A 19,388-nucleotide genomic window follows, 5' to 3' on the forward strand; every position below is an offset into this window, starting at 1 on the left:
GGTGTCACCGAGGGAGAGAAAAGCGGCTGAAACAGGGGGGTGTTTAGGGGGGGCGAGCCCCCCCTGTTCCAGCCGCTTTTAGGCCGTCCCTGGGTGACAAAGTGGGTGACAATCGGGGTGGCTAACTGCGGACGTCCACGGACGTTCCAGGATTGCGGATGCGCAGGTCGGGCCGTTGTGCGCGAGGTCGAAAACCCGTGGAATCCGCTCGTAATGAATAGGTCGGGGGTTCGATTCCCCCAGGCGGCTCCGCAGGTCAGGCCCCATCCGAGACGCATCGGATGGGGCCTGATCCGTTTGCCGGACCGGACGCTGGACTACGCCAGATTCACCCGTTAGGGGAGCCGCGCCGTTCGGCGATCACGGCTTCGGAGAATGGGCGGCTCCGCTCGCTTCCGGAAAGAAATGCTCGCTGTCTAGCTGGCGCAGGTGCGCAGCCCGGCGAGGCTGAACGAAAGCATCCGGCGCCATGCGTCCGGAGCGGCCTCGGCTGTCTCGCGCACGATCAAGGCGTTCGCGGCGATCAGCAGTGTCAGATCGTCGAACGTGACGTCAGGGCGCAGCGTCCCGGCCCGCTGCGCGCGTTCGAGCAGCCGCTTCGATTTGCCCAGTTCGGCGGTGCAGCGCGCGGTCAGTTCGGGCGCGTCCTGGAGTTGCCGGCTGATCGCGTCTCGGAACGCGGGGTCGTCGGCTTGCTGCTCGCACAGCGCCGTCACGAAGGCGACGAACGATTCCCACGGGTCGTCGATCGCCTCTGCCCGGCGCATCGCCTCGTCCATCCGCTCGGCGACCAGCGCGGGCATCACCGCGTCGATCAGCGCCTCCCGTCCGCCGAACCGGTTGTAGAGCGTCCCGGCGCTGACGCCCGCCCGCTGCGCGATCTCCTCCAGCGGTACCGCCAAGCCCTTTTCGCGGAATGCGTCTGCCGCCGCGGCGAGGAGCCGTTCCTGGTTGCGCTGCGCGTCTCGGCGGAGCGTCGGCTTCCCGTCGGTTTTCACCGGGCCATCGTAGGCCGGAACGGAGGAAGTTGACGGTGGCCTCAACTTGGCGCCAAAGTTGAGAACGTTCTCAACTTATGGAGGTTCCATGTCCAAGATCCTTGTTCTCCTCGGCGCCGGCACTGGTCTCGGCCCGGCGATCGCCCGGCGCTTCGGTCGCGAGGGATTTCGGGTCGCCCTGGTCGCGCGCAACCGCGACCGGCTTGCCGCCCTGGCCGATCGGCTGGCCTCCGAGGGGATCGAAGCGGCGGTGTTTCCGGCGGACCTCGCGCGTCCGTCGGAAATCCCGGCGCTGGTCGACGCGATCCGGGACCGCTTCGAACGGATCGACGTGGTCTTGTACGCGCCCTTGGACCTGAACGGGTTCACGCCCGCCGCTGACTTGACCGCGACGGTCATGCAGCGGCTCCTCGACCTGTATTTCCTCACCCCGATCGCACTGGTCCAGGCAGTTTTAGGAGAGCTTCGCGACCGCGGCGAAGGCAGCATTCTGATCAGCCAGAGCGTCTCGGCCACCCAGCCCGCCCCCGGTCTCAGCGGCATCGGCCCGGCGATGGCCGCGACCCGCAACTACCTCCAGAGCCTGGCGGCGGAAATCGAACCCGACGGCGTACACGCGGCGACGCTTCAGATCGGAGCCCTGATCGAGGGAAGCGCGGTCCACGCGGCACTGCTGTCCGGCGCCATCGCGCCCAATGTTGACTTCCCGCAGATCGACCCGGCCGGCATCGCGGAGACGCTGTGGGAGATGCACACCAAGCGCGACGCCACCGATCTCCAGGTCCCCTAGGCGCGAGAATTTCACTCATCCGAGGGACCGGAGTCGGCCGACTGGCCAGCAGCAAGGGCCGGAAGAACGAGGGCAGCACGCGCCGCTCCCCGTTGACTGGAAGCCATGAACAGCGTGTGGAACAAGGTGGTACTCGCCGGAGCCGGGATCGCGGCACTGGCCACGGTCGCGTCGTGCGGCCTCGGCTCCTCGCTCGAGGAGAAGTCGAACGGCCACGTGAAGGCGGTTTCCTATGACACCGGAAAGCAGGGCAAGGCCAACCCGGACGCCCGGCTTCCCTCGTGGGTGCCCGACGACGCGAAGTCGGTCACCGAGCTGATCCGCACCACCGGTTCGGAGCGGATTCTGCGCTATCAACCGGGTCCGTCCGGGCTTCCGTCCCTGTGCAAGCCAGGAAAAGCCGAGGCGAAGGCTCCGACGCTCACCGCGGACTGGTGGCCTGCGGGCGAGCACAAGCGAATGGACAAGGACTGCGACGGCTGGCACGTCGCGGTCGAGGCTGACGGGGTGTACGCATACCAAGCCGAAACCGTGGCCAACGCGGACAAATAACAAGTGGCCGCCCCGGAAAAACCGAGGCGGCCACTGTCTGTCCTATGTGGTCAGTTGGCGGGCGGGGTCAGCTTCAGCACCGTCGCGGTGGCTTGCCCGCGCGGGGTGCGGTAGCTGATTTCCTCGCCTGCCTTGGCCTTCGACAGCGCGAGGCCGAGCGGGCTGTCCGACGTGATCGCGTCGGCGTCCTCGCCGGGAAGGGTCACCACGGTGAACTCTTCCTCGTCACCGTCGGAAAAACGCAGCGAAACCCGCGTGCCGTCCGGAAGCAGCGAGCTGTCGTACGCGCCGTGCTCCAGCTTCGCGGTGACGTCGGCGATCTGCCGGTCCAGTCGCGCCGCTGCCTCGGCGCGGTCGATCACGTCCGCCTGGTCGGCGGCGTCCCCCGTGCGTTCCTGCTCGCCCGGCTGCGGCGACAGCGCTTCCCGTTGCGCGCGCAGGTCCGCGATTTCCTTCTCCAGCTGACGGCGCGCCGCCTCGCTGAGCCCCTTGTCCCCTGAGATCACCATGCCGGGCATTGTCCGCTGCGCGGACCGGGGTGGCCAATCCGGTTTTTCACCCGCCGGAAGACGTTGGGACGACTGGCCTAGGATTCAGGGCTGCCGTCCTGACAAACGTAATGAGGATCACCGTGACCGCCGTGCCCGGCCGCAGCACCCAGCTGTCGCCCAACCAGTTGCAGAAGCAGGAGCTGATCGTCGAGGCGGCTCGCAAGGTCCTCGCCCGCGAAGGGCTCGCCGGCTGCACGGTACGCGCGATCGCGGAGGCCGGACCGCTCACCAAGAGCGCGATCCACTACTACTTCGCCGACATCGACGTGCTCATCGACCGGGCGATGGCCGCGCACATCAACACTTTCGTGGCGGAGCTGCGCAAGGTCGCGGACAAGCACTCCGACCCGCGCAAACGGCTTTTCGCGGTGACCGAGGCCTACCTCGCCGAATTCGCCGACCATCCGCGCGGCGCGTTCCTCTGGTTCGAGTACTGGATCGCGGCGGGCCGCGCGCAGCATCCGCAGGCGATCGACGCCATGCTCACCTCGATCACCGAACTGCTCGTCGAACTCCTCGCCCCGCTCGGCGTCGACGATCCGCGCGCCCGCGCCCGCTCGCTGCTGAGCTACCTGCTCGGCGCGGTGGTGCAGCAGCGGGTCCGGCCGCGGTCGTCCGCCAGCCTCCGCGGCGACATCGAGGCGCTCTGCTTCGCCGGATACCGCTGACGCCGCTTAGGCTCCTGGCATGCCTTTGTTCTCCTTGGACGGCGTCAGCCCGCAGGTCCACCCGGACGCCTGGATCGCCCCCACCGCCACCCTGATCGGCAACGTGACCGTCGAGAAGGACGCTTCGGTTTGGTACGGCGCGGTGATCCGCGCGGACTTCGGCCCGATCGTCATCCGCGAGGGCGCGAACATCCAGGACAACTCGGTGATCCACTCCGGGCCCGAGACGACCGAGGTCGGCCGCAACGTGACCGTCGGGCACCAGTGCCTCGTGCACGACTGCACGGTCGGCGAACAGGCGTTGATCGGCAACGGTTCCACGGTGCTCGACCGCGCGGTGATCGGACCGCGCGCGTTCGTCGCCGCGGGATCGACGGTCACGCCCGGCACCGAGGTCCCGGCGGAGACGATCGCGATGGGCAGCCCGGCGAAGAAGTTCGTGGAACTCACCGATTCCGCGCGGCTGTGGGTCGAGCACAACGCGGCGGTCTACCAGGAACTCGCGCGGCGGCACCGCGGCGGCCTCGAGCAGGTCTGAGCCGTCTCCCGTCCGTTCCCGCTGCCCGGACGCCCTTGGCGGAGTGCACTAAACTGCGTCACGCAGCAGCGACTGGCGCTATTCAAGAGGTGGAGCACCACCGGGGAGCGACGACGAGGCCGGCACCGCGCGCCTGGGTGAGGGCCACTGCAGAGCCGGAGTACGCCATGACACACCAGCCCGCCCTGTCCGCACTGTCCGCGGCGGATCCGCAGATCGCCGGTCTGGTCGAGGACGAGGCGAAACGCCAGCACGACAAGATCCGCCTGATCGCGTCCGAGAACTATGTTTCGCAGGCGGTGCTCGAAGCCACCGGCAGCGTGCTCACCAACAAGTACTCCGAGGGCTACGCCGGCAAGCGCTATTACGAGGGCCAGCAGTTCATCGACCAGGTCGAGCAGGTGGCGATCGAGCGCGCGAAGGCCGTGTTCGGCGTCGACCACGCGAACGTCCAGCCGTACTCCGGTTCTCCGGCCAACCTCGCGGTGTACCTGGCGTTCGCCAAGCCCGGCGACACCGTGCTCGGCATGGCGCTGCCCGACGGCGGCCACCTCACGCACGGCTGGAGCGTGTCCGCCACCGGCAAGTGGTTCACGCCAGTCCGCTACGGCGTCCGGAAGGAAACCGGCCGCGTCGACCTCGACCAGGTCCGCGACCTCGCCCGCCAGCACCGGCCGAAGCTGATCTTCGCCGGCGGCACGGCCATTCCGCGCACCATCGACTTCCCGGCGTTCGCCGAGATCGCCCGCGAGGTCGGCGCGGTGCTGGTCGCCGACATCGCGCACATCGCCGGCCTGATCGCGGGCGGCGCGCACCCGTCGCCGGTCGGCCACGCGCAGGTCATCACCACGACCACGCACAAGACCCTCCGCGGTCCGCGCGGCGCGATGATCATGTCCGACGCCGAGCACGCCAAGGCCGTCGACAAGGCGGTGTTCCCCGGCCTGCAGGGCGGTCCGCACAACCACACGACGGCCGCCATCGCGGTCGCGCTGGGGGAGGCCCAGCAGCCGTCGTTCTCCGAGTACGCGCACACGATCGTCGCGAACGCCAAGGCGCTGGCCGAAGCGCTGGTCGAGCGGGGCTACGACCTCGTCTCCGGCGGCACGGACAACCACCTGCTGCTGATCGACCTGACCAATAAAGCGGTGCCCGGCAAGCCCGCCGCGCAGGCGCTGGACCGCGCGGGCATCGAGCTGAACTACAACACCGTGCCGTTCGACCCGCGCAAGCCGTTCGACCCGTCCGGCATCCGGCTCGGCACGTCGGCGATCACCACGCGCGGGCTCAAGCCCGAGCACCAAGTGCAGGTCGCGGACTGGATCGACCGGACGGTGACCTCCGCGGCCGCGCAGCAGGACGGCGCGCTGGACGCCATCGCGGCGGAGATCCGCGAGTTCCTGCAGCCGTTCCCGATCCCGGGCTACGCCGAGTGACGTCGTGAGTGGCGAAGCCGGTTAGAACCGGCTTCGCCACTCACGAGTTGTTAAGCCGCGCTGCCTGACTGATCAGGTGATTGCGCTCGGCCACGTTGGGTGCCTTCTCCGCCGCCTCCCGATACAGCCGCGCAGCTGTGCCGAGGTCTCCGTCCCGCTCATGCAAATACGCCGCCACTGCGGCATGCCGAGGCAGTTTGTCGTCCAACTCCGCGAGCGCCTTCAACCCGGCACGAGGTCCGTCCGCCTCGCCGACCGCGACCGCCCGGTTCAGCCGGACGATCGGGCTGTCGGTCAGCGCGAGAAGTTCGTCGTACCACTCGACGATCTGCACCCAGTCGGTTTCCTCCGCGGCGAGGGCGTCGGCGTGCAGCGCGGCGATCGCGGCCTGGGCCTGGTACTCCCCGAGCCGGTCGCGGGCCAAAGCCGCCTGCAGGATGTCGACGCCCTCCGCGATCAGCCGGGTGTCCCAAGCGCTGCGGTCCTGGTCGGCGAGCGGCACGAGGCTTCCGTCCGGCTTCGTCCGCGCGGCCCGGCGCGCGTGGTGCAGCAGCATCAACGCGAGCAGGCCGGCCACCTCCGGATGGTCGAACCCCGCCGCGAGCTGCCGGGTCAGCCGGATGGCTTCGGCGGCGAGGTCGAGTTCGCCGGAGTAGCCCTCGTTGAAGACCAGATACAGCACGCGCAGCACGGTCGCGACGTCTCCGGGCGCGTCGAACCGCACGCTGGACACGGTCTTCTTCGCCCGGCTGATCCGTTGCGCCATAGTCGCTTCCGGCACCAGGTACGCCTGCGCGATCTGCTTCGTGGTCAGCCCGCCGACCGCGCGCAAGGTGAGCGCGACGGCCGACGACGGCGTCAAAGACGGGTGTGCGCACAGGAAGTAGAGCTGGAGCGAATCGTCCACGGCGGACGCCGGACCGGGCTGCGGCTCGGCGTCCATCGCCACTTCCCGGCCCCGGCGCGAGGATTCCGACCGCGTGGCGTCGAGGAACCGGCGCCACGCGGCCGCGATGAGCCACGCCTTGGGGTCGCGTGGCGGATCGTCCCGCCACGCGTCCAGCGCGCGGATCAGCGCTTCCTGCACAGCATCCTCGGCCGACGCGAAGTCCGCTCCGCGCCGGACGAGGATGCCGATCACCGCGGGCACGAGTTCCCGCAGCAACTCCTCGTTCATTCGGTGACCGAGGGCTCGACGCCGTAGCAAGGGCGCAGCTCGAGCCATTCGTGGATCGGCTTGCCGCCCGCGCCGGGAGCCGCGGACAGCTCGCCGGCCAGTTCGAGCGCGCGCTCGTAGCTGTCGACGTCGATGATCATCCAGCCCGCGATGACGTCCTTGGTCTCGGCGAACGGGCCGTCGGTGACCGGCGGGCGGCCCTCCCCGTCGAAGCGGACCCACGTCCCTTCCGAGGACAGCGCCTGCTCGCTGACGAACTCACCGGTCTCTTCGAGCCGCTTCGCGAAGTCGCGCATGTACTGGATGTGGGCGGTGACCTCTTCGGGCGTCCACTGGTCCATCGGGACGTTGTTCACCGAAGCCGGCGCGCCGCGGTAGTGCTTGAGCAGCAGGTACTTGGCCATTGTGGTTCTCCTCCGTGCTGGTGGCGACTCGTTGTCGGCCACGTTCGCGCCAGGGACGGAGCCGCCCGCCCGTTCTCGACATCGCCCGGCGAGAGATTAGCGTCACATGATATTTGGTTGATGAATGCAAGTTTTTCGGGAACAGTTGTGGCGAGCAAGTAGTTGAGAGATACAAGCAACTACCCCGGCACTGAGGGAGACCACCATGAGCGACACCGCCACTGCGGAAGGGGGCGCCACCACGAACGGACGGCTTTCACACCGGCAGATCCTCACAGTTCTGTCCGGACTGATGCTCGGCATGTTCCTGGCGGCCCTCGACCAGACCATCGTGTCCTCGGCGATGAAGACCATCGCCGACGAACTGCACGGACAGAGCCTGCAGGCCTGGGCCACCACCGCCTACCTGATCACCGCGACGCTTTCCACGCCGCTGTACGGCAAACTGTCCGACCTCTTCGGCCGCAAGCCGATGTACCTGACCGCGATCTCGCTGTTCCTCGCCGGTTCGCTGGCGAGCGCGATGGCCGGATCGATGTACGAACTGGCCGCGTTCCGCGCGTTCCAGGGCCTCGGTGCCGGCGGCCTGATGTCGCTCGCGCTGGCGATCATCACCGACATCACCTCGCCGCGGGAACGCAGCCGCTACCAGGGCTACTTCATGGCCGTGTTCGGCGTTTCGAGCGTCGCCGGCCCGGTCGTCGGCGGGTTCTTCGCCGGACTCGACTCGTTCGCCGGCCTCACCGGCTGGCGCTGGGTGTTCATGGTGAACGTCCCGATCGCGCTCGCCGCGCTGGTCGTGGTGACCAAGGTGCTGAACCTCCCGCACACCCGCGTGAACCAGAAGGTCGACTTCCTCGGAGCCGGCGCGCTGACGCTGGGCCTCGTGCCGCTGCTGCTCGTCGCCGAGCAGGGCCGCGAATGGGGATGGGGTTCGCCCGCGTCGCTGGCGATGTACCTGGTCGGCGCGCTCGGCGTGGCCCTGTTCATCCTGCAGGAACGCCGGATGGGCGACGCCGCCCTGCTGCCGCTGCGGCTGTTCGGCAACTCGGTGTTCCGGGTGTCGACGATGGTCACCGTGATCCAGGGCATCGGGATGTTCGGCGCGATGATGTCGCTGCCGCTGTACCTGCAGATCGTGAAGGGCGCGACGCCGACCCAGGCGGGGCTGCAAATGCTGCCGCTCACCCTGGGGATCATGGTCGCGAGCCTCGGCAGCGGGAAGGTCATCGCCCGCACCGGCCGGTACAAGGGCTTCGCGGTCGCCGGTCTCGGCCTGATGGCCGCGGCGGTGTACTCGTTCTCGATGATCGGCGTCGACACCGCGCTCGGCGTGGTCATGGCCATCGCGTTCGTGCTCGGACTGGGCCTCGGCTCGACCATGCAGACGCTGACCCTGGCCGCCACGAACGACGTCTCGCCCCGGGACATCGGCGTCGCGACCTCGTCGGTCACGTTCTTCCGGCAGATCGGCGGCACGGCGGGCACCGCGGTGTTCCTGTCGATCCTGTTCAGCACGGTCGGCGACCGGATCGCGGCGGCGGTCCGCTCGGCGATGGCTTCGCCCGCCTACACCGCGGCGCTGGCGCAGCACCCGGAGTTCGCGCGGCAGATGGCGGGCGGCGGAGTCGACGTGAACGACACCTCGTTCCTGTCGACACTCGACCCGGTGCTCGCCCGGCCGATCCTGGAAGGGTTCTCCAGCTCGATGAGCACGGTGTTCCTGATCGGCGGCGCGGTGCTGACCGTCGGGTTCGCGCTGGTCTGGCTGCTGCGGGAGAAGCCGCTTTCGGACAAGTCGGCGATGGAACAGCGCGCCGAGCAGGAAGCGGGCGAACTGGCCCTCGCGGGCTGACCGGACAGTAAAAAAGGGCCGTCCACCAGAACTGGTGGACGGCCCTTTTTACGTGCCTCAGTGGTGCGCTTCGCCGTTGATCTCTTCCTTGGCGAGGCGGTCGGTCTCGCGCTCGTAGGAGCGCGCGATCTCGGCCTCGGCCTCGGCGCGGCTGACCCAGGAGGAGCCCTCGACGCTCTTGCCCGGCTCGAGGTCCTTGTAGACCTCGAAGAAGTGCTGGATCTCGAGCTTGTGGAACTCGTTCAGGTGGTGGATGTCGCGCAGGTGCTCAAGGCGCGGGTCGTTCGTCGGAACGGCGAGGACCTTGTCGTCCGGGCCCTTCTCGTCGGTCATCCGGAACATGCCGATCGCGCGGCAGCGGATCAGGCAGCCGGGGAACGTCGGCTCCTGCACGAGAACGAGCACGTCGAGCGGGTCGCCGTCCTGGCCGAGCGTGTCGTCGATGAAGCCGTAGTCGGCCGGGTACTGGGTCGCCGTGAACAGGGTCCGGTCGAGCTTGATCCGACCGGTCTTGTGGTCGACCTCGTACTTGTTGCGCTCCCCCTTGGGGATTTCGATCGTGACGTCGAATTCCACGGCCGTCCTCGCTGCTTCTTGAATCTCGGTGTCCCACCCCGCTCGTGGGCGGCAACCTAATGACCTCGTTGACGTCACTAGTGTGGACTACGCCCCGTCGGCGGGTCGCGCCGATGTCGGCCAGACGGCATGTGACCTTGGCCCCTCCGGGGGCGGGTGAGAAGGAGTGGTGGGTGCCGGAAAACGACCAGCCGAGGTGGCCCACGGGCGATGAGGACACCTCGTCCGCAACGGACCGGGCGACCTCCCGCCTTCCCCTGCCCAAGCGCGACGCGGGAGCCACCGCGCAGCTTTCGGTGCCGAATGTCACACCGGGAGAGGGGCCTGGATCGTGGTTCAAACCGAACGTCCCGCCCGAAGAGGTCCCTGGGCTGAACGCGCCCTCGGACGCTCCCGCCTCGCCGCCGGAACCGCCCCGGTCGAACCTCGCGGACCGGATGAGCGGTGCTTCCGGACCCAGCCGCGCCGAGGAGCCGAAACCGCAGGCGCCGTGGGTCCCGGTGGAGGGGCCGACCCGATTCGCGGCCGGGGTGCCGCGGCCGGGCGGCAACGCGGGCCGTCCGGACGCTGAGGAGACCGTGCAGTCCTCGACGGTCGCCAAGGATTCCGAGGGGGCCGCGGAGAAGACTTTCCAGGTCTCGCAGCAGCAGCCGAGGCCGTCCGCGGAAGGCACGGCCGAGCAGACTGTGCGCGCGCAGCCGAACGTTTCGCCTGGTCAGCAGGAGTCCTCACCCGCGTGGCAGGCTGCGCGGAAGCCGGGGAATTCGCTGTTCGAGCCCGCTGGAGCCGGGGCCGCCGGGCCGCGCGAGGAGCAAGGGTGGAACCCGTTCCAGTCCGGACAGCCCGCCGGGAAATCAGAGCAGCAGTTCGGCGCTTTCCGGGACGAAACGCCTGGAACGGGCGAAAACAACCAGGGCTGGGCGGCGTTCCGACCGATCGTCGCGCGGGACGAGCAGGGAGACGAGCCGCCGAAGGAGGGCTGGACCGCCTTCCGGAACGACTCCGGTCCCGCTGGACAGTCCGGGCAGGAACAGGGCGGTCGAGGCAACGCCCATCCCGGGCGAGGCGGGGATGATCCGCAGGGCAACCGGCCTGGCTACCGCGGCGAGTCCGACCAGGGTCAGCCTGGCCGGGGCGGGGAGCAGCAGCGGAACCAGCCCGGTTTCCGCGGCGAACCCGATCAGGCTCAGTCCGGCCGGGGCGGGGAGCAGCGGGAGAACCAGCCTGGCTACCGCGGCGAGTTCGACCAGGCTCAGCCCGGCCGTGGTGGAGAGCAGCAAGGGAACCAGCCCGGCTACCGCGGCGAATCCGCCCCGGGATCCGCCGCCGCGCGTCTCAACCCGGCCCAGCCCGGCCGTCCCGGGAACGAACAGCAGTCGAACCGGAGCGAGTCCGGTGCCGAGCCGTGGTCGCAGCAGATCGAGATCCCCGTCCGGCCCGGGCTGCCCGAACCGCCGCCCGGCACCGTCCCGTCGGCGAGTGCCGGTCAGGTCCGGCCGATGCGGATCGACCCGAACGGCGGCCAGTTCCCGGCGGAGGCGACGGTCGGGATCCCGCGTCCGGCCGAAGGCTTCCCCAGCGCGCCCGACGCGCAGCAGGGTCCGTCCGAGGCGACCATCGGCATTCCCATCCCCGCGGGCGGCTTCACGGAACGCCCAGGTCCCGAGCAGATTCCGCCGCGCGGTGGCGCGGAGCAGTCCCCGCCGGAGCCGCCTGCCGGTGACGGGCCGGTCCCGCCGCAGGGCGACGCCCCGCGTCCCGAGGGGAAAAAGCCGCGGCGGAAGGTGCTGATCCTGGCGCTCGTCGTGCTGCTTCTGCTGGCCGCCGCGGGCGGTGCGTCGGCCGTGCCCGCCGTCTCCAACCGGCTCGGGCTGCCGTGGGCGCCGAACGCTCCGAAGGGCAGCGCACCCGACCCTGCCGACGCCAGCCTCGCGCTGCACGGTCCGGACACCTCCGGACAGGGACCGTCCGCGAACGGCGTCGCCGCGAAGCTGTCCGGTCCCGCCGGTGCGGCGGCGCTCTCGCAGCTCAGCGGCAGCGTGATCGACCCGGCCAGCGGCACCGTGCTGTGGGACCACGCGTCGAACAACCCGCTGACCCCGGCGTCGACCACGAAGATCCTCACCGTCGCCGCGGCGCTGCTCGCGATGGAGCCGACGAAGCGGATCTCGACCAAGATCGTCCAGGGCGCGCAGCCGGGCACGGTCGTCATCGTCGGCGGCGGCGACCCGTCGCTGACCGCGTTGCCGGTCGGCACCGATTCGCCGCTCTACCCGGGTGCCGCACACCTCGACGACCTCGTCAACCAGGCCAAGAAGGCTGGCGGCGACATCAAAAAGGTTCAGCTCGACGCGAGTGCCTTCAGCGGTCCGAACACCGCGCCGGGCTGGGAGCCGGGCGACGCGCCGTCGCTGTTTGGCGCCCCGATCGTCGCGGCCATGACCGACGGCGGCCGCGGCAACCCGAAGGTCGACGAGACCATGCGCTCGGGCAACCCGGGGACCGCGCTCACCCAGCTCGTCGCGGACAAGCTCGGTGCGAGCCCGGCGGGCGCCGCCAAGGCTCCGGAAGGCGCGAAGGTGCTCGGCGAAGTCCAATCGGCTCCGCTCCCGGACCTCGCGTACGCGCTGCTGCAGATCTCCGACAACGTGCTCGCCGACTCGCTCGGCCGCCAGGTCGCCATGGCCGCCGGCGGGGAAGCGTCGTTCGCCGGCGCGTCCGCCGCGGTGAAGAAGGTGTTGGCGGACAAGGGTTTCGACGTCAACGGACTGCAGCTGTTCGACACCAGCGGACTGTCCAATCAGAACAAGGTGCCGGCCAGGCTGCTGGCTCAGGTGCTCGCCGCGGCGGCCGGTCCGGACGGCAAGGACCCGAACACGCCGAGGCTGCGTCCGCTGCTGGCCGGCCTGCCGGTCGCGGGCAGCCCGGAGGGCACCCTGCACGGCCGCTACCACTCGGGCGAAACCCAGGGCGGCAAGGGCTGGGTGCGGGCCAAGACCGGCACGCTCACCGGCGTCAACACCCTCGCGGGGTATGTGCTCGACAGCGACAACCGCGTGCTCGCCTTCGCGTTCATGTCCAACGGTTCGGAGAAAAACTCCGGGCAGGCGGCGCTCGACACGCTGGCGACGGCCCTGCGGGGCTGCGGCTGCAAGTAGCCGGCACTGGGCCGACCCGCTGAACCCGCTCGGCTGAACTGCCCACGATTCCGGACCGGCAGGTAGCGTCGGAAGGGTGAGCCAGGAAACCGAAACCCGACGGCGGCCCATGGTCGACTGGGACCGGGCGGCCGCCACCGGCGCGCTGCTGGTGCGCGGCGGCCCGCAGGTCGCCCGCGGCGAGGCCGACCGCGCGGTGGTCGACCTGCGGGAGCTGACCGCCGAGGCGGAGGGGCACGTCCGCGAGCTGACCGGCCTCGGCCGCGATCTGCCGCTGCTGCCCGGCACCGTGGTGGACCGGCCCGGCTGGGTCCGGTCCGCGGCGTCCGGGCTCGGAGTGCTCACCGGCCGCGCGCTGCCCGCGGCCCAAGGCGGTCCGCTCGGCCCGATCCTGGCGTCCGGCGCGGGCGTGCAGACCGGGCTGCTGCTGGCGTTCCTGGCGTCCCGCGTGCTCGGCCAGTACGACCCGTTCGGCGGCCCCGAAAACAAGGGCGAACTGCTGCTTGTCGCGCCGAACGTGGTGGCCGCCGAACGCGCGCTGAAGGTGCCCGGCCGCGATTTCCGGCTGTGGGTCTGCCTGCACGAATGCACGCACCGCCTGCAGTTCACCGCGGTGCCGTGGCTGCGCGACTACTTCGCCGACGAGGTCGAACGGCTGGTGTCCGGGCTCGCGGAGAGTTCCGCCGACGGCTTGGCCGAGCTGGTCGGCAGGCTGCCCGACGCGTTGCGCAATCGCGGCAAGGGCGGCGGCATCGCGGAACTGCTGCAGTCGCCGAAGGAACGCTCGGTTTTCGACCGGCTGCTGGCGTTGTCCACGCTGCTGGAAGGCCACGCGGACTACGTGATGGACGCGGTCGGCCCGCAGGTCGTGCCCAGCGTCGAACAGATCCGGGAGCGGTTCACCGCGCGCCGCCAGGGCGGCGGGCTTTTCGACCGGCTGCTGCGCGCGGTGCTCGGTCTCGACGCGAAGATCCGCCAGTACGAGGAAGGCGCGAAGTTCACCCGGCACGTGGTCGAAGCGGTCGGGATGGACGGGTTCAACGCGGTCTGGCGCTCGCCGAACACGTTGCCGACCCGTGCTGAAATCGCCGACCCCGCGGCCTGGGTGCGGCGCCTGCACGGGTGAGCGCGCTCGCCGCGGTCCGGACAGCGGTCCGCGATTTCCTCGCGACGGTCGCTGTTCCCGGCGAAGTGTGCGTCGCGGTTTCGGGCGGAGCAGACTCTCTGGCGCTCGCTGAAGCGACGGCGTACGTCCTCCGGCATCGAGACGTCCGTACGCGGGCGCTCGTCGTCGACCATGGCCTTCAGGCGGATTCAGCCGTCGTTGCCGCCGAAGCGGCGACAGTCGTGAAGGGGCTCGGCATCGACGTCGTCGAGGTGCGCGCCGTGCACGTCGTCGGCAGAGGCGGTCCCGAAGCAGCTGCGCGCGCGGCGAGGTACAACGCGCTGCGCGAAGCGTTGCCAGGCGGCGAAGGGCTCGTATTGCTCGGCCACACCCAAGACGACCAGGCCGAAACGGTGCTGCTCGGCCTGGGTCGTGGTTCCGGACCGCGGTCGTTGGCTGGGATGCGTCCGCACGATCCGCCGTGGGGCCGTCCGCTGCTCGGCATCACTCGCGCGCAAACCGTCGCGGCGTGTGCGGAACTCGGCCTAGAGCCATGGCAAGACCCGCACAACTCTGACGCCCGCTTCACCCGCGTACGACTGCGTACGGAAGCACTGCCGCTGCTGGAGGACGTGCTGTCAGGTGGAGTCGCTCCAGCTTTAGCCCGTACGGCCGCACAGCTGCGCGAAGACACCGAGGCGTTGGACACACTCGCCGCGCGCGTGCACGAGCGCGCGGTCCGCGAAGACGACCTCGACGTAGCTGTGCTCGCGGCCGAGCCCGCTGCGCTGCGCAGGCGGGTTCTCCGCAGGTGGCTGCTGGACTCCGGGGTCCGCGAGCTGACCGACGCGCACCTGCGTTCGGTCGACGCGCTCGTTGCCCGTTGGCGGGGTCAGGGCGGGGTGTGGCTGCCCGGCAACTTGGAGGCTCGACGGCGGCGTGGCAGGCTCTCGCTTGCCGGACCCGAACCCACCACCCGAGGGGAATGACCCGTGTACGAGGGCGAGATCGCCTCCGTGCTCATCACCGAGCAGCAGATCAAAGACAAGATCGCGGAGCTGGCGGCGAAGATCGCCGCGGACCACCCGGAAAACGGCCAGGGCGACCTTCTCCTGGTCGGCGTCCTCAAGGGCGCCGTCATGTTCATGACCGACTTCGCGCGGGCGCTTCCGGTGCCGGCGCAGCTGGAGTTCATGGCCGTGTCGTCGTACGGGTCTTCGACCTCGTCGTCGGGGGTGGTGCGGATCTTGAAGGACCTCGACCGCGACATCGCCGGGCGCGACGTGCTGATCGTCGAGGACATCGTCGACTCCGGGCTCACCCTGTCCTGGTTGCTGAAGAACCTGGCGAGCCGGAACCCGGCCTCGCTCGAGGTCGTCTCGCTGCTGCGCAAGCCGGAAGCCGTGAAGGTCGAGGTGCCGGTCAAGTACATCGGCTTCGACATCCCCAACGAATTCGTGGTCGGCTACGGCCTCGACTACGCCGAGCGCTACCGCGACCTGCCCTACATCGGCACGCTCGATCCGCACGTCTACACGTCCGGATAGTCCGGTTCGCGATAATCCTTTCGGGTGCGGAACCCGGAAGGCCGAAATCGCGTCATAGGGCTCGACCAGGTGCGTTAACCTATGCGAAGACCTATTGCCATGCGGACGAGTGACACCAGCCGACGGGCTGGTCCTCGCGCGGGGGAACGGAGAGAGGGCAGATGGGCAACAACAGCTCGGCGGATGCCGCGGCGTTCAAGAACGCCGCTGTCAACGGCCAGGTCGGAATCGACCCGGATGCCGCGCAGACCGTGCTGAAGAAGATCCGGACCGGACGGGACGCGGTCGAAGCTCTCCTGAACAGCGCGGGCACGCTCGCGCAGCCGCCGAAGCTCGGCGCGAACCCGGTCGGCAAGGCGATGGCGACCAAGTTCGTGCAGCGCGCCGACGGCGGCGGCGACTCCTACTCGTCCGCGCTGCAGAACCTGCTCAGCCAGTACCAGGCCGCGGAGGAAGGCATCGTCGCCGCGATGGCCCGCTACCACGAGATCGACCAGTCCGCCGGCGACCCGTTCCGCAACAAGGCCTGACGTCCTAGGGGGATCACGCAGTCATGGCACCGAACACCAACACCTCGGCCCCGGGCAGCTCCGTCCCGGACGGATCGGGCTACAACACCTCCGGCTACGGCACCTCGTCCTCGATTCCCGCGCCCGGCTCCGCCGTCGCGATGGGCTCGAACTCGGCGGCCAACGACATCGTCGCCTCCGCGCGCAGCAGTTCCGGCGGCTTCGAGATCGGCGGCGACCGCGCCATCGGCAACCCACCGAACTGGCAGTCGCAGGAAAGCCACCAGCTCTACGCGGGCGCGACCACGGACAACGACCCGGGCACCGCCGAGTCCACCGGGCAGCACTGGGCCAAGCACGGCACCGAGCTGAAGCAGGCGTCCGACGACCTGTACAACGCCATCACCGAACTGGGCAACGTCTGGGTCGGCCACGGTGCGGCGGGTGCGCAGGGCGCGCTCGTGGCGATCGCCAACTCGGGCACCCAGGCGTCCGACGCCGCGCACACGATGGCCGACCGGCTCGCCCGGCAGGCCGCCGCGGCCGCCGAGGTCAAGAAGATGCCCGCTCCGCGCGACTACGACCCGAAGCAGGCCATGACGGCCGCGCTCGCGGGCGGCCCGGCCGCGCTGGCCGCGGACCAGAAGGCGCAGGCGGACGCCGCCAACGACGTCAAGGCGCAGCAGGTCGCGTTCTTCAACGCCTACACCCAGGCGATGAGCGAGGTCGACGGCTCCACTCCGAGCTTCGGCCCGGACTCGCTCGGCATGAAGCCGACCGCGACGCACTTCAACGGCAACTCGTTCAACAACGTCAGCACCATCGGCCACACCGACGGCCCGGGCGCGCTCGGTTCCCCGGCCAGCTTCGGCACGGTCGGCGCGCACGGTGCGGTCGGCGGCGCGGGGGTTGCCGGGCACGGCGCTCCGGCGCACGTCTCGGCCGACTCGGGCAAGTACGGCACCTCCGGCCTCGAAGGCGGCGGTCTCGCCGGCGGTGCCGGCGTCGGCGTTGGCGCGGGTTCCGGCGTTGGCGCGGCCCCGGTCGCTCCGGCCGCGCCCGCGAGCACGGGCGGCAGCGGGCTCGGTTCCGCGCTCGGCCTCGGCGCGATCGGCGCGGGAGCCGGATTCGCCGGCGGCAAGCTCGGCGAGGGCAACCGCAGCGGTTCGCGCAAGGAGGAGGAAGGCAAGACCTCCGCGGCGTCCGAGCACCAGAACGGGCAGAGCGCCGCGTCGGCGGCTCCGCAGCAGCAGGGCGTCGTCCCGGCGAGCGGCACCATCGGCCAGTCCCAGGGCGGCATGAGCCCGATGGGCGGCATGGGCGGTGCGGGCGCGCACGGCGCCGGCGAAGAGGACGAGGAGCACACGCACGCCTCGTTCCTCATCGAGCCGGACCCGGACGACGCGTTCGGGGCCAACCAGGCCACCCCGCCGCCGGTCATCGGCGCGTGGTCGGACGACGACAACTGACGCAGTGCTCGCGGGCGCGTGACCGGGAAGGTCACGCGCCCGCGAGCGTTCGGAAACACGTGGGGTAGGGGGTTGGTCGATGCCGAACGCGGAGCTGCTCGCGCCGATCGAGGTGGACTTCCTGTGGGAGTCGGCCGGGGTGGGCGAGCTGCCGTATCCGCTGCGGATCCGTTCGCACGGCGCGACGATGGACGAGCGCTCGGCGCTGCGCACGCGCACGCTCGGCGCACTGGCTGACCGGGGGCTCGCGGACGACCGCGGCAGGCCCGCTCCGCACGTCGAGGACTACTTCGGCATCCTCGCCTCGCCGGACGTCAGCCTCGACACCGTCCAGCTTCTCGACCCGAACGGCGAACCGCTGCTCGCGGTCGCGGGCAGCGCGAACGGCGACGGCCTGTTCGCCGTGCAGGACCAGCGCGGGCTGCACCTGCACCCGTGTCCGCCGGACGGCCTGGCCACGGCGATCATTTCGCTCCTGCCGGGTGCTCCGCGCGGGACGGAGAAGTCGATCACCGTGCCGCTGGAGCAGCTGGTCGGCGCTTCGGGCGTCGATTTCATGCAGCGGCGCGGCAACCAGACCGACGCCTCCGGCCGCGCGAGCGTCGACGAGGACCGCAAGGCACTCGCCCGGCTGCACGCCCAGCAACGCCTGCGCGGCGGCCAGATCGGCGCGAACGCCCGCAACCGGCTCGGCGGCCGCAGCCGGTCGGCGGTGCTGAGCTGGTTCGACACCGAAACCGGCCGGTACTTCACGCAGGCGAGCCAGGGCCACGACGGACGCGACTGGATCACCATCGCTCCCGCCGACCCGGCGACGCTGCGGCACCGGCTCGGCGAAATGCTCGCCGGGGTGGCCGATCAGGCCAGCGCGGGCGCCTTCTGACGCGCGCCTGGCTGAACCGCGCTGACCAGCCTCGGCTCCCGCTCGGCTGAAACCACCCCAATGTGGCATTGGGTGCGTGCGACGCACCGAACGCCACATTGGGTGCGTCAGATGCACCCAATGCCACATTGGGTGCCCGGTCCGCACCCAAAGCGGCATCGGGGCGCTTGAAGACTGCCGATCCGGCGCTACGCTGGCGGGAAATCGTTGACCGGAGGGTGAGCAGCACCGGATGCACCAAGAGTTCTTCTCGCCGCTGGCATTCGACTTCCTGTGGGAGTCGATGGAGCTGGGCGAGCTGCCCTACCCGCTGCGCGTGCGCTCGCACGGCGCGACCGAGGACGAGCGCGTGTCGCTGCGCCACCGGGTCGACATCGAGCTGAAGGCCCGTGGCGTCCGCGATTCCCACGGCCGGGTCGAGCTGGCCGTCGAAGAATGGCTGACGCTGCTCGCGCGCGCCCCGCATTCCATCGACGCGTTGCACATCCCGCAGTTCGAGGCGCATCCGGTCGCGCTGCTCGCCGCTGGCGACGAGCGCACCGGCGTGGTCGCGATCCAGGACGCCGACGGCATCTGGCTGCGGGCGATCCCGCCGGACGCGCTGGTGTCCACGATCGTCGAATTGCTGCCGGCCGGTCCGCGCGGCAGTGAGGCGTCGGTCACGCTTCCGCTGGACGAGGCGCTGCACACCCAGCCGATCCGGGTCCCGGTCTCCGCGGGCGGCGGCCAGTCCGAGGAGAAGGGCGGACGGCGGGCGAGGCGCCAGTCGCTCAGCGAGCGCGCCACCGTCGATCCGCGCGAGACCTACGGGCTCATCGCGGGCCAGCCGCGGCTGCGCGGCGGTCAGCTGGCAGCGAACAGCAGGTCATCGCTGGGAACGCGGCAGCGGTCCCGGGTGCTGGGCTGGTTCGACACCGCCACCGGACGGTATTTGAGCTTGTCGAGGGCGGGTTCGGACGGTCGCGAATGGGTCACCGTCGCCCCGGCGGACCCGGCCACGCTGCGGAGCAGGCTGGGTGAAATGGTGGCCTCGGTGGCGGTGGACACCCGATAACCGGGTGAGGTGCCGCCCCGGACCGGGAACCCTCGCGCGGGATTGGCCGTTGACCTGCGAGAGGCTCGCCAGGCTTCCCCGCCCGCCCGGACGGTACCCTGGTGGGACGGGTGCCCTG

At 70.3% G+C, this 19,388-nt stretch carries 19 protein-coding genes and 1 riboswitch; of the genes, 14 read left to right on the plus strand and 5 right to left on the minus strand.

The features are described 5' to 3' along the window. Positions 1–416 precede the first annotated feature (416 nt). Positions 417–998, minus strand: a complete 582-nt coding sequence (locus ACWGIC_RS20685; RefSeq protein ID WP_452077561.1) for a TetR/AcrR family transcriptional regulator — start codon at positions 996–998, stop codon at positions 417–419. Between the two features lie 88 nt (positions 999–1,086). On the opposite strand from ACWGIC_RS20685, the gene ACWGIC_RS20690 reads away from it, so the two are divergent. Further along, positions 1,087–1,788 carry an SDR family NAD(P)-dependent oxidoreductase gene (locus tag ACWGIC_RS20690; protein ID WP_452077562.1) on the plus strand — a complete coding sequence of 234 codons (702 nt, stop codon included), beginning with the start codon at positions 1,087–1,089 and terminating at the stop codon, positions 1,786–1,788. Between the two features lie 105 nt (positions 1,789–1,893). Further along, positions 1,894–2,340: a hypothetical protein gene (locus ACWGIC_RS20695; protein ID WP_452077563.1), complete on the plus strand. Its 447-nt coding sequence runs from the start codon at positions 1,894–1,896 to the stop codon at positions 2,338–2,340. Between the two features lie 50 nt (positions 2,341–2,390). Here ACWGIC_RS20695 and ACWGIC_RS20700 read toward each other — a convergent pair whose 3' ends face one another. Beyond that, positions 2,391–2,849, minus strand: a complete 459-nt coding sequence (locus tag ACWGIC_RS20700) for a GreA/GreB family elongation factor (RefSeq protein ID WP_452077564.1) — start codon at positions 2,847–2,849, stop codon at positions 2,391–2,393. Between the two features lie 122 nt (positions 2,850–2,971). Between ACWGIC_RS20700 and ACWGIC_RS20705 the strand changes: the two genes are divergently transcribed. From ACWGIC_RS20705 to ACWGIC_RS20715, 3 genes are all read left to right on the plus strand, one after another. Further along, positions 2,972–3,559: a TetR/AcrR family transcriptional regulator gene (locus tag ACWGIC_RS20705; RefSeq protein ID WP_452077565.1), complete on the plus strand. Its 588-nt coding sequence runs from the start codon at positions 2,972–2,974 to the stop codon at positions 3,557–3,559. A gap of 19 nt (positions 3,560–3,578) precedes the next feature. After that, positions 3,579–4,097, plus strand: a complete 519-nt coding sequence (locus tag ACWGIC_RS20710; RefSeq protein WP_452077566.1) for a gamma carbonic anhydrase family protein — start codon at positions 3,579–3,581, stop codon at positions 4,095–4,097. A 58-nt stretch (positions 4,098–4,155) separates the two neighbouring features. After that, positions 4,156–4,243: riboswitch (ZMP/ZTP riboswitch) on the plus strand. Between the two features lie 21 nt (positions 4,244–4,264). Next, entirely contained in the window at positions 4,265–5,533 is a 1,269-nt protein-coding gene (locus tag ACWGIC_RS20715; RefSeq protein WP_452077567.1) for a serine hydroxymethyltransferase, read from the plus strand. 40 nt (positions 5,534–5,573) lie between these two features. Here ACWGIC_RS20715 and ACWGIC_RS20720 read toward each other — a convergent pair whose 3' ends face one another. Next, positions 5,574–6,710, minus strand: a complete 1,137-nt coding sequence (locus tag ACWGIC_RS20720; RefSeq protein WP_452077568.1) for an RNA polymerase sigma factor — start codon at positions 6,708–6,710, stop codon at positions 5,574–5,576. Beyond that, positions 6,707–7,114, minus strand: coding sequence for a YciI family protein (locus tag ACWGIC_RS20725; RefSeq protein ID WP_452077569.1), 408 nt, complete (start codon positions 7,112–7,114; stop codon positions 6,707–6,709). Before ACWGIC_RS20725 ends, ACWGIC_RS20720 begins: the two co-directional genes overlap by 4 nt. 205 nt (positions 7,115–7,319) lie before the next feature. On the opposite strand from ACWGIC_RS20725, the gene ACWGIC_RS20730 reads away from it, so the two are divergent. Further along, a complete protein-coding gene (locus ACWGIC_RS20730; protein ID WP_452077570.1) occupies positions 7,320–8,969 on the plus strand; it encodes an MDR family MFS transporter in 1,650 nt (549 codons plus the stop codon). 57 nt (positions 8,970–9,026) lie between these two features. Here ACWGIC_RS20730 and ACWGIC_RS20735 read toward each other — a convergent pair whose 3' ends face one another. Continuing rightward, complete coding sequence (locus ACWGIC_RS20735; RefSeq protein WP_020664239.1) at positions 9,027–9,545, minus strand: inorganic diphosphatase; 519 nt, start codon at positions 9,543–9,545, stop codon at positions 9,027–9,029. A gap of 173 nt (positions 9,546–9,718) precedes the next feature. On the opposite strand from ACWGIC_RS20735, the gene dacB reads away from it, so the two are divergent. The 8 genes from dacB (at position 9,719) to ACWGIC_RS20775 (ending at position 19,270) form a co-directional block, all read left to right on the plus strand. Beyond that, a complete protein-coding gene (gene dacB, locus ACWGIC_RS20740) occupies positions 9,719–12,703 on the plus strand; it encodes a D-alanyl-D-alanine carboxypeptidase/D-alanyl-D-alanine endopeptidase (RefSeq protein ID WP_452077571.1) in 2,985 nt (994 codons plus the stop codon). A gap of 109 nt (positions 12,704–12,812) precedes the next feature. After that, the gene (locus ACWGIC_RS20745) at positions 12,813–13,829 is read left to right on the plus strand and encodes a zinc-dependent metalloprotease (RefSeq protein WP_452077585.1); all 1,017 of its coding nucleotides are present in this window, start codon (positions 12,813–12,815) and stop codon (positions 13,827–13,829) included. Then, a complete protein-coding gene (gene tilS, locus ACWGIC_RS20750; protein WP_452077572.1) occupies positions 13,826–14,797 on the plus strand; it encodes a tRNA lysidine(34) synthetase TilS in 972 nt (323 codons plus the stop codon). Before ACWGIC_RS20745 ends, tilS begins: the two co-directional genes overlap by 4 nt. Positions 14,798–14,800: 3 nt before the next feature. After that, positions 14,801–15,355 carry a hypoxanthine phosphoribosyltransferase gene (hpt, locus tag ACWGIC_RS20755; RefSeq protein WP_033292892.1) on the plus strand — a complete coding sequence of 185 codons (555 nt, stop codon included), beginning with the start codon at positions 14,801–14,803 and terminating at the stop codon, positions 15,353–15,355. 161 nt (positions 15,356–15,516) lie between these two features. Continuing rightward, a complete protein-coding gene (locus ACWGIC_RS20760; RefSeq protein WP_344265538.1) occupies positions 15,517–15,885 on the plus strand; it encodes a hypothetical protein in 369 nt (122 codons plus the stop codon). 140 nt (positions 15,886–16,025) lie between these two features. Then, positions 16,026–17,333 carry a hypothetical protein gene (locus ACWGIC_RS20765; protein ID WP_452077586.1) on the plus strand — a complete coding sequence of 436 codons (1,308 nt, stop codon included), beginning with the start codon at positions 16,026–16,028 and terminating at the stop codon, positions 17,331–17,333. 79 nt (positions 17,334–17,412) lie between these two features. After that, entirely contained in the window at positions 17,413–18,216 is an 804-nt protein-coding gene (locus ACWGIC_RS20770; RefSeq protein ID WP_452077573.1) for an ESX secretion-associated protein EspG, read from the plus strand. 232 nt (positions 18,217–18,448) lie between these two features. Beyond that, entirely contained in the window at positions 18,449–19,270 is an 822-nt protein-coding gene (locus ACWGIC_RS20775; RefSeq protein WP_452077574.1) for an ESX secretion-associated protein EspG, read from the plus strand. The last annotated feature ends 118 nt before the right edge of the window (positions 19,271–19,388 follow it).

This window comes from Amycolatopsis sp. NPDC054798 (assembly GCF_053611505.1).